The sequence below is a fragment of the Methyloceanibacter sp. genome (assembly GCF_058506495.1).
This window is the reverse complement of sequence record NZ_JBZMXT010000078.1, coordinates 1-10,177: the sequence shown is the minus strand read 5'-3', so window position 1 is coordinate 10,177 and position 10,177 is coordinate 1. Positions and strand designations below refer to the sequence as shown.

General features: G+C 59.3%; 11 protein-coding genes and 1 tRNA gene. 11 read left to right on the top strand and 1 reads right to left on the bottom strand.

From position 1 onward, the window contains the following. Positions 1–90: transfer RNA gene (locus AC33YF_RS11385), tRNA-Ser, on the bottom strand. A gap of 336 nt (positions 91–426) precedes the next feature. On the opposite strand from AC33YF_RS11385, the gene rplU reads away from it, so the two are divergent. From rplU to AC33YF_RS11330, 11 genes are all read left to right on the top strand, one after another. Then, positions 427–1,005, top strand: a complete 579-nt coding sequence (gene rplU, locus AC33YF_RS11380) for a 50S ribosomal protein L21 (protein WP_491777319.1) — start codon at positions 427–429, stop codon at positions 1,003–1,005. Positions 1,006–1,017: 12 nt separating this feature from the next. Further along, a complete protein-coding gene (rpmA, locus tag AC33YF_RS11375) occupies positions 1,018–1,281 on the top strand; it encodes a 50S ribosomal protein L27 (protein ID WP_491777318.1) in 264 nt (87 codons plus the stop codon). Between the two features lie 80 nt (positions 1,282–1,361). Further along, positions 1,362–1,892: a GNAT family N-acetyltransferase gene (locus AC33YF_RS11370; protein ID WP_491777317.1), complete on the top strand. Its 531-nt coding sequence runs from the start codon at positions 1,362–1,364 to the stop codon at positions 1,890–1,892. Positions 1,893–1,952: 60 nt separating this feature from the next. Further along, on the top strand, positions 1,953–2,996 hold the full coding sequence (obgE, locus tag AC33YF_RS11365) for a GTPase ObgE (protein ID WP_491777316.1): 1,044 nt from the start codon (positions 1,953–1,955) through the stop codon (positions 2,994–2,996). Next, complete coding sequence (gene proB / locus AC33YF_RS11360) at positions 2,993–4,120, top strand: glutamate 5-kinase (RefSeq protein ID WP_491777315.1); 1,128 nt, start codon at positions 2,993–2,995, stop codon at positions 4,118–4,120. The genes obgE and proB overlap by 4 nt, the downstream gene beginning before the upstream one ends. A gap of 80 nt (positions 4,121–4,200) precedes the next feature. Further along, a complete protein-coding gene (locus tag AC33YF_RS11355) occupies positions 4,201–5,442 on the top strand; it encodes a glutamate-5-semialdehyde dehydrogenase (protein ID WP_491777321.1) in 1,242 nt (413 codons plus the stop codon). Between the two features lie 38 nt (positions 5,443–5,480). Then, the gene (locus tag AC33YF_RS11350) at positions 5,481–6,080 is read left to right on the top strand and encodes a nicotinate-nucleotide adenylyltransferase (RefSeq protein ID WP_491777320.1); all 600 of its coding nucleotides are present in this window, start codon (positions 5,481–5,483) and stop codon (positions 6,078–6,080) included. Between the two features lie 176 nt (positions 6,081–6,256). Further along, positions 6,257–6,667, top strand: a complete 411-nt coding sequence (rsfS, locus tag AC33YF_RS11345) for a ribosome silencing factor (RefSeq protein ID WP_491777314.1) — start codon at positions 6,257–6,259, stop codon at positions 6,665–6,667. Positions 6,668–6,710: 43 nt separating this feature from the next. Beyond that, positions 6,711–7,196 (top strand): 23S rRNA (pseudouridine(1915)-N(3))-methyltransferase RlmH, encoded by a 486-nt coding sequence (gene rlmH, locus AC33YF_RS11340; RefSeq protein ID WP_491777313.1) that lies wholly within the window; start codon positions 6,711–6,713, stop codon positions 7,194–7,196. A gap of 160 nt (positions 7,197–7,356) precedes the next feature. Next, positions 7,357–8,646 (top strand): murein hydrolase activator EnvC family protein, encoded by a 1,290-nt coding sequence (locus AC33YF_RS11335; protein ID WP_491777312.1) that lies wholly within the window; start codon positions 7,357–7,359, stop codon positions 8,644–8,646. Further along, on the top strand, positions 8,643–10,010 hold the full coding sequence (locus tag AC33YF_RS11330) for a S41 family peptidase (RefSeq protein WP_491777311.1): 1,368 nt from the start codon (positions 8,643–8,645) through the stop codon (positions 10,008–10,010). The genes AC33YF_RS11335 and AC33YF_RS11330 overlap by 4 nt, the downstream gene beginning before the upstream one ends. Positions 10,011–10,177: the final 167 nt, after the last annotated feature.

The window sequence follows — 10,177 nt, the reverse complement described above, 5'->3', positions numbered from 1 at the left end:
TGGCGGAGAGAGAGGGATTCGAACCCTCGGAACGCTTGCGCGCTCAACGGTTTTCGAGACCGCCCCGTTCGACCACTCCGGCACCTCTCCAAGCGGGCTGATGTAGCTCGCTGCGCGACGCATCGCAAGCCGAAGAATTTGCCTGGCAACCGTCGCCCGACTTCGATCCCAGACGTCAACGCTCCGGGTACCAAAGCTCCCGATGACTGGTCTTTGCCTTCAGCGAACCCAGTTGCCCCAGCTGTGGTCTCCGGCCGGCGCATGAAACGATGCCCAACATCCTCGAAACCCGCCATTTTTGCGGGTTTCTAGGAATTGACTTATTGGGTTTGCTCACTATATTGCGCCGCTTATCGCTCCTTTAGAGGCGTGCCAGCCGCGAGAATGCGGCGGCCAAACAAGCCCCAAGAGACGGAAGCTACAATTATGTTCGCGGTCATTCGCACGGGCGGCAAGCAATATCGCGTGTCGCCGAACGATATCATCGAGATCGAGAAGATTGCCGGGAACCCGGGCGACGTTGTCGAGCTCTCGGAAGTGTTGCTGTTGGGCGGCGAGGGTGCCGCGACCACGGGCAACCCGACTGTGTCGGGCGCCATGGTGGCGGCGGAGGTGGTCGAGCAGAAGCGCGGCGAGAAGATCATCGTGTTCAAGAAGAAGCGCCGCCAGGGCTACCGCCGAACGCAGGGTCACCGTCAAGAGCTCACAGCCTTGCGCATCACGGAAATCTTGACGGGCGGAAAGAAGCCTTCGAAGGCTGCCTCAAAGCCCGCAACCGAAAAAGCGGCCAGCGCGGCCGCAACAAAGACCGCTGAGAAGGCCGAAGCGGCCCCTGCCAAGAAGGCCCCGGTAAAGAAGGCAGCTCCCGCAAAGAAAGCGGCGCCGGCGAAAGAACCAGCGGCAAAGAAGGCCCCGGCCAAGAAAGCTGCCGCCAAGAAAGCCCCGGCTAAAAAGACAGCAGCGAAGAAGGCCTCGGCCAAGAAGGCCCCGGCCAAGAAGAGCTAAAGGAACACACCCATGGCACACAAGAAGGCAGGCGGCTCCTCACGTAACGGCCGCGATTCAGCTGGACGGCGCCTTGGCGTCAAGAAGTCGGGCGGCCAGAAGGTCGTCGCCGGCAACATTATCCTGCGTCAGCGCGGTACGCGTTGGCACAATGGAGAGGGTGTTGGCATCGGTAAGGACCACACGCTGTTCGCACTCGTCGATGGCGTGGTCGAGTTCGCGACCAAGGCCAGGGGCCGCACCTATGTCTCAGTGAAGCCGGACGCCGCCTCATAGGGCGCCGCAGAATCAAACTTCACCAAGTTTAGCGCGCCCGTCATTTGCGGGCGCGTTTTCATTTGTACGCTGGCATTCCCATGCAAATCAGAACGCAAAGGCTGAATCTGCGGCCGCTCGATTATGCTGACGCGGGTCCGATGAGGCTGCTCGCCGGCGATATCGATGTTGCCCGCATGACCGGCATGCTTCCGCACCCCTATAGCGAAACGGCGGTCCGCGCTTGGCTGGATCGTGTTGGACAGGGCGAGGAAGGCATTGTGTTTGCCGTGACACGCGAACGGACGCTCGTCGGCTGCTCGGGCTATATGCCTATGGATGCCGAACATGCCGAACTCGGTTACTGGATTGGCAAGCCCTTTTGGGGCACTGGATTCGCCACCGAAGCGGCGCGCGCGGTCGTGGCCCACGCCTTCGACGTTCATGACTTCGCCTATCTTCGGGCAGGACACTTCACGGATAATGCCGCTTCGCAACGCGTCCTTAGCAAGCTCGGCTTTTATTTAGAGGGCGAAGAGATGCGAGACTGCCTGGCGCGCGGTGAACGGGTTCCATGTCTCACGTACCGGCTAGACCGGCAAAGAGCGGAAGCGGTTCTGCGGCATCCTTAGCACGCGAACCACATCGTGGTGATGCGTGCAAGATGACGACGCCAGTGTTAATCCCTTGCCATGCAGTTTCTCGATTCCGCAAAAGTCTTTGTCCGCTCCGGCGATGGCGGCAACGGGTGCGTGAGCTTCCGGCGGGAAAAGTATGTCGAGTTCGGGGGCCCAAATGGCGGCGATGGCGGCCGTGGTGGCGATGTGATCGTCGAATGTGTCGCCAACTTGAATACGCTTCTGGATTTTCGCTATCAGCAGCATTTCAAGGCGAAGAAGGGCGGCAACGGCATGGGGTCCAATAGAACGGGCGCTAAGGGCGCCGATGTCGTTCTAAAGGTGCCGCCGGGAACGCAGATTCTAGACGATAGCGGCGAGGTCCTGATCGCTGACATGACGGAACCCGGCACACGACGGGTCTTGCTACACGGCGGCAATGGCGGGTTTGGAAATGCCCATTTCAAGACATCCACGAACCAGGCGCCTCGGCGCGCCAATCCGGGTCAGCCCGGTGAAGAGATGTATATCTGGCTGCGCCTCAAGCTCATCGGCGATGCAGGCATCGTGGGTCTTCCCAACGCCGGTAAGTCGACCTTCCTCTCTGTGGTGAGCCGAGCCAAGCCCAAGATTGCGGACTATCCGTTCACGACTCTTCACCCCAACTTAGGCGTGGTGCGCTTCGGCGGACTCGACTTCGTGCTCGCGGACATCCCAGGTCTTATCGAGGGCGCGCACGAGGGCGCGGGGATCGGCGACAGGTTCTTAGGCCATGTGGAGCGCACAGCTGTGCTGCTGCATCTGGTGGACGCCACCACAAACGAACCACTCGAGGCCTATCGTATCGTGCGTTCGGAGATGCAGTCTTATGGTGCCGGGCTCGACGATAAACCGGAGGTTCTCGCCCTGTCCAAAGCCGATGCAGTAGATGCGGCCGAGCTGTCCGAGAAAACGCTAGCGCTCGAAGCAGAGGCTGGCGTGAAGCCTTTGCACGTTTCCGCCGTAACGGGACAGGGCGTGCCCGAGGTTCTTGCAGCGCTCGCGCGTAAGGTCGAAGCCATGCGAGAGTCAGAAAGTCCGGCGTCTATGCCGCGCACAGGACAGGGGTGGCAGCCATGAGATCCGAGTGGGCAGCTGCGCAACGGATCGTCGTCAAGATCGGATCGGCGCTCTTGGTGGACAATGCGGCCGGCGTTTTGCGCTCTGCCTGGTTGGACGCGTTATGTGACGACATTGCCGAGCTTCGCAGGCAAGGCAAGGACGTCATCCTCGTGTCGTCAGGCGCTATCGCGCTCGGGCGAAACGTTCTAAAGCTTCCCAAGGGTCCGCTAAAGCTCGAAGACAGTCAGGCGTCGGCAGCTGTTGGGCAGATCCACTTGGCTCATGCGTATGAGAGTGCATTTCGCGCGCGAGGTCTCGCCGCGGCCCAAGTGCTCGTCACGCTTGGCGATACGGAAGAGCGGCGGCGCTATCTCAATGCGCGCAGTACGGTTGCGACGCTTCTCAAGCTCGGCGCGGTACCGGTTGTGAATGAGAACGACACAGTCGCTACGAATGAGATTCGATATGGAGACAACGACCGGCTCGCCGCGCGTGTCGCCTCTATGATGAGCGCGGACTGTCTCGTTCTGCTGTCCGACGTGGACGGGTTCTACAACGCGCCGCCGGACTCGACACCGAATGCCAAGCGGCTTGACGAAGTCGTAGAGATCACGTCCGAGATCGAGGCTATGGCGGGCGATGTCGGCTCGGAGCTGTCGCGTGGCGGCATGGTCACCAAGATCGAAGCAGCCAAGATTGCGGTGGGTGCAGGCACGAACATGGTGATCGCCAGTGGCAAGGTGCTGAATCCTCTTTCCACACTAGCGTCAACGGGAACCTGCACTTGGTTCCTCGCGCATTCCGACCCGGTGACGGCGCGGAAACGTTGGATTGGAGGAACGCTTGAACCTCGTGGCGCTGTGATCGTGGATCACGGGGCGGTTAAAGCGCTGGGAAGCGGCAAGAGCTTGTTGCCTGCCGGTGTAACGGAAGTCGTTGGCCAATTCGAACGTGGCGATGCTGTTGCGATCCGAGGCCCTGAGGGCATCGAAATCGGCCGTGGGCTGATTGCCTATGGCCGTGCGGACGCTACGGCGATCATCGGGCGCAAGAGCAGTGAAATCGCAGAGATACTCGGCTATCTTGGACGTCCGGAACTGATCCATCGCGACGATATGAGCCTCAACAAGAAGGGCTCCTAGAAAACAATAGTTGTCAGGAAACGAAAGGACATCACGTGTCTCTTCCCGCCCAAGATCCCGCTGTCAGTCTCGAGCCCATGATGCTTTATATGGGCCGCCTCGCGCGCGCGGCAGCGGCGGAGCTGGCTGTGGCCTCGCCCGAGCAGAAAAACGCAGCGCTTGAGGCCATGGCATCGGCGCTTGAAGCTGGCACGGCAAAAATTCTTGAGGCGAACGCCAAGGACCTGGAAGCCGCTGAGAAGAACGAGCGCGACGCCGCCTTCCTCGATCGTCTGAGACTTGACGAAGCACGCATCACTGCAATGGCCAAGGGCGTGCGTGACGTGGCGGCCTTGCACGACCCCGTTGGTCAAACGATCGCTTCTTGGTCGCGTCCCAACGGGCTCAAAATCGAGCGTGTGCGCGTGCCGCTTGGCGTGATCGGCATGATCTACGAAAGCCGTCCGAATGTCACAGCGGACGCGTCCGCGCTTTGCTTAAAGTCCGGCAACGCTGTGATCTTGCGATCGGGTTCCGACAGCTTCCTGACGTCGCTTGTGATCGCCAACCATCTGACCGATGCCATCAAGTCCGCAGGTTTGCCTGGGGAGGCAATTCAGCTTGTGCCGTCGGTGGATCGGCAGGCCGTCGGTTTTATTTTGGCGGGTCTCGACGGCGCGATCGACGTCATTGTGCCACGCGGCGGCAAGAGCCTTGTGGAACGCGTCCAGAGCGAAGCGCGTGTTCCGGTCTTCGCGCACCTAGAGGGCAATTGTCACGTTTTTGTTGACGAGACATCGCCGCTGGACATGGCGCGCGACATTGTTGTCAACGCCAAAATGCGCCGGACTGGAATCTGCGGCGCAGCGGAAACCTTGCTCGTGGCACGGGCAGCCGTCGATACGCATCTCACCCCTATTGTAGATGCTCTGATTGAAGCGGGCTGCGAAGTGCGTGGCGACCCAGATACGCAGCACACTGATAGTCGCGTAAAGACAGCTACGGACGAAGATTGGGACACGGAGTACTTAGCGCCGATTATTGCAGTCAAGGTTGTTGACGACGTAGATGACGCGATTGCCCATATTGGGGAACATAGTTCGCACCATACCGAAGCAATCGTTACGAACGACGAAGCGTCCGCGGCGACATTTTTGTCGCGCGTTGACAGCGCTATCGTCTTGCACAATGCGTCGACTCAGTTTGCCGACGGCGGCGAATTCGGCATGGGTGCAGAGATCGGAATTGCGACGGGACGTTTCCATGCTCGTGGGCCCGTCGGCGTCGAACAACTCACCACGTTCAAGTATGTGGTGCACGGACAGGGTCAGACGCGGCCTTGATCGTGACGCGTGCATCAGAGTCTAGGCGGGCTGCTAGTCTGAGGGCGCCGTTCACGACCCCGAGAATGCGGATCGGTCTTCTCGGTGGATCGTTCAATCCCGCCCACGAGGCTCACCGTGCAATTAGCCTTGCGGCCCTAAAGAGGCTGGCGCTCGATCAGGTCTGGTGGCTCGTCACCAAAGGCAATCCGCTAAAGGATGTGTCGCAGTTGCCCCCATTGGCAGAACGCGTTCGTGATGCCGGGCGCATTGCGAGGCACCCGCAGATCATGGTCACGGGTTTCGACGGTGGCACCAATTCGCCCTTCACCTCCGATTTGCTGGCAGCATTGGTTCGGCGCTACCCGGGCGTGCATTTTGTTTGGCTGATGGGCGCAGACAATCTTGCCACGGTCCACCATTGGAAAAACTGGCCTGAGATCTTCCAACTCGTTCCGATCGCGGTTCTCGACAGGCCTGGATATCGCCTGAGAGCAAGGGCGAGCAAAGCAGCGCATCGGTTTGCGCGCGCCTACATCGATGAGACCGATGCACCGGGTCTTGCGGATTTGGAGCCGCCAGCCTGGACCATCCTGTCCCATCCGCTCTCGGAACTATCGTCGACGGCCCTTCGCGAAAATGTCGTGGAATCAGATTAATTTACTAGATCAAGAGCAAGAAGAACTGACCCCTACTACCTATTGAAAATTGGACAGTCAGCAGTTTATTCTAAAGGGGTGGAGTGGTCTTTGTTGAAGAAGTCCCGAGCGGCACGTTAGGGGCATGGTATTGAAGCCACTTCCAGGAGCAATGGCAGAAGGAAACCCACGCAAACATGCGCTCACCTAGCGAGGGTGCCGAAAACGGTACGCCTCCATCCGGCCTTGCGTCATTCAGCGCTGAGCCGGGAAGACTGCTCAAGATCGTGACCGACACACTCGACGGTGCCAAAGCCGAGGAGATCGCGGTTGTCGATCTAGATGGAAAGACTTCTATTGGCGACTACATGGTTGTCGCCTCGGGTCGTTCGCAGCGGCATGTCGGCGCCGTAGCCGACCATCTTATCAAGGCGCTCAAGGACGAAGGCTATGGCCGAGCGCGCGTCGAAGGACTGCCCCAGGGTGACTGGGTGCTGATCGACGCGGGCGAGGTTATTGTCCATCTCTTTAGGCCAGAGGTTCGCGAGTTCTACAACCTCGAGAAGATGTGGTCCGCAGATCGGCCCATGGAGCGAATGGTGGTCTGAGTACTCGACCACCCCAAACCGGCTGACGCGGCGGAGGTCAGTTGTGCGCCTGCTGATCGTCGCAATCGGTAAGTTCAAGCGGGGGCCGGAGCGAGAGCTCTTCTCCCACTACCTCGGCCGCGCCGAAGCGCTCGGCCGCAGCCTGGGACTATCGCCCATTTCATCGGCTGAACTACCTGAGTCGCGCCTCTCCGAAGCCTCCGAGCGCCGTGCGGCCGAAGCGAAGGCCTTGCTGACAAAGCTGCCAGACGACTTTGCCGTGGTCTGTCTCGAACCGCGAGGCGACGAGCGCTCAAGCGCGGCCTTTTCAGACAGTCTGGCAGCCTGGCGCAACGATTCGGCGGTGCCAGGACTTGCGTTTGTGCTCGGTGGGCCCGACGGGCTTGGTCAAGCGGTCGTGGATCGGGCCACGCTATTGCTGTCTTTGGGGGCTATGACGCTGCCGCATGGGCTTGCGCGGATTGTTCTTGCCGAACAGCTTTACAGGGCCATGACGATTATTGCGGGACACCCGTACCACCGGGCTTGAGAGGGCCAAAGGTTAAGGATTCTTAAGCATTTTGCCTTGATTCTGCCTTTTCCCTCCGGTGCCATCGACTTAACGGCCAGGACGCATGGCGCACTACGAGCGATCGATTTTCAACTCTCGGAACCTTTGCGCCGCCCTCTTAGTTGGGGCGTTGTTTTTTGTGCCTACCAGGGCCTTGTACGGCCAAGAAGACCTGACTCGGGACGAGGCGAAAGAGCGCCTTGACGAGACAGAACAAAAGTTGAAATCCGGTCGGGTGAAGGCGGAGACTCTCACGAAGGATCTCGCGGCTCTGGCGGAGGAAAGAGCACGGCTCAGAACCGAGCTAATTGAGGCCGGCAAGCGTGTTCAGCAGAGCGAGGCAAAGCTCTCAGAAACCGAGAGCGAACTCGCAGAATTGACGGCGCAAGTGACCGAGATGCAGACGTCGATCGACGAGCGAAAGTCCGCGATTGTAACCATGCTAAGCGCCATGCAGAGAATAGGACGCACGCCGCCACCCGCGATCGTTACTCGGCGCGACGACGCCTTGAAGGTTGTGCGTGGCGCAATGCTCTTGGCGGAGGTTTATCCGGAACTCAAGTATCAAGCCGATAGCTTGACGGACAGTTTGCAGGACCTCTCTGCGATTGAAGAGCGCGTTCGCGCTGAGCGCGATATCCAGCGGCAGGAGGCAGACAAGCTTTCTGCTGAGCAGGCGCGGCTCGACGAGCTGATCCGCGAAAAAAAGTCCCGGCAAACGAAGGATCAGGAGAAACTCGTTGCACTGACGCAGTCTGCGCAGACCCTCGCTTCGGAGGTAGAAACGCTGAGCGATCTTGTCGAGAAGCTCGATGAGAAGATTGCGAAGGCGGAAGTCGCGCAATACGACGCCGAGGTCGAGGCAGAAAAGGCGCTGCGTGCGCGCATGCAGCAGGAAGTCGTGGCCACGCCTGCCAACGAGCGGGTTGTCGAACTCAAGCCGACTTCGAAAAAGGTCGCCTTCGCGAACCCTGGCCGAATGACGCCCGTTCGGCCGTTCGACGAAGTCAAAGGCAGCTTGCGCCTTCCAGCGCAGGGCCGGCAAATCCGCAGATTCGGGGACAAAGACTCGGGCGGCGCAACGCTTCAAGGGCTATCGCTGCGCACTCGCGAAGAGGCCCGAGTCACGGCGCCAGCGGATGGCTGGGTGGTCTATTCGGGACCCTTCCGGTCGTATGGCCAACTCTTGATCATCAATGCGGGCGGGGGCTATCATATTTTGCTCGCGGGGATGAGCCGTATTGACGTTAGCCCGGGCCAATTCGTTCTTGCCGGCGAGCCGATCGCTGTGATGGGGAATGAAAGGGCGCCGGGCAATCGTGGTGAACATAATTCACGTCCCGTCCTTTACGTGGAATTCAGGAAGGACGGACGGCCAATAGACCCCGGCCCATGGTGGGCCGAGGCATCCGGGAAGGTGCAAGGATGATGCGGAAGTCCGAATACGCGCTTTGGGCGCTCTTGGTGGTAGCGGTGATTGCTGCTGGCTCGACAGTGGTCAGCTTGGCGAGGAGCCCCTCGGCCGCTGCTGCAAATTCGGAGATTTATGAGCAGCTCAACCTATTTGGTGAGGTCTTGGAACGCGTTCGCAAGGGTTATGTGGAAGAGCCCGAGAACGAGAAACTAATCGAGTCCGCCATTAACGGCATGCTTGCAGCGCTCGATCCGCACTCCGCCTACTTGAACCTGGACAACTACGAGGACATGCGGGTCCAGACCAAGGGCCGTTTCGGCGGTCTGGGGATCGAAGTCACGATGGAAGAGGGCCTTGTGAAGGTCATCGCGCCTATCGCCGACACGCCTGCGGATAAGGCCGGGATCATGAGCGGCGATCTGATCACCAAGATTGACGACGAGAACGTTCGCGGCATGAACTTGCAAGATGCTGTCGAAAAAATGCGTGGCGAAGTCGATACCCCGATCACGCTGATGATCCTTCGTGAAGGCAACGACGACTTGATGAAGTTTAAGTTCAACCGTGGGATGATCGAGATTAACCCGGTGAAGTACAACGTCGAGGGCGACGACGTTGGCTACATTCGGATCACGTCCTTCAATGAGCAAACGACGGAAAAGCTGGTCAAAGCTGTCAATGAGCTTAAGCAGGAGCTCGGATCAGACCTCAAAGGGTACGTTATCGACCTCCGCAACAATCCGGGCGGTCTCCTGGACCAAGCAATTGCTGTGTCGGATGCGTTCCTCGATCAAGGAGCGATCGTGTCAACGCGCGGGCGCAGCAACGAGGACATTCAGAAGGAATTTGCTCGGAAAGGCGACATCACGGACGGCAAACAGCTTGTCGTTCTGATCAATGGCGGGTCTGCATCGGCATCGGAGATTGTCGCAGGCGCGCTCAAGGATCTCGATCGCGCGACGGTTGTTGGGACCCAGTCCTTCGGCAAGGGCTCGGTTCAGACGATCATTCCCTTGGGGTCGACGAATGGTGCGCTTCGGCTCACAACGGCGCGCTACTACACTCCCAAGAACGTATCCATTCAGGCTACTGGCATCACTCCTGATATCGTCGTCGAGGAGGAGCTTCCCGAGGACGTTAAGAAAAGGGAAGAACTCATCGGGACGCGCGGCGAAGCCAATTTGCGCGGGCATCTGAAAGCCGAGGGGTCAGAAGACGGAGAAAAGGAAAAGTCCGGAAGTTCCTCTTATGTGCCTGAGGACAAGACAAAGGATACACAGCTCAACTTCGCGCTGGACTTGTTGCGCGGTATCAAATCGGTTGATACCGAGCTTAAGAAAAAGGCAGAGGCAGACAGCAACGAAGAGGCGGCGAACTAACCAACCGCTAGACTGCAATCGCTGTGTTCATGGGGTAAGCGCTTAGTGGGCATGGCCGGTTGGAATTTGTAGGGCTAGCCTTGGCACGAGTGCTGTAACCAGGCTTTGCGGCTTGGGAGTGGGGAGGGCAACAACATGAAGAGCACAGGATGAAGGCCCTAGCCGTC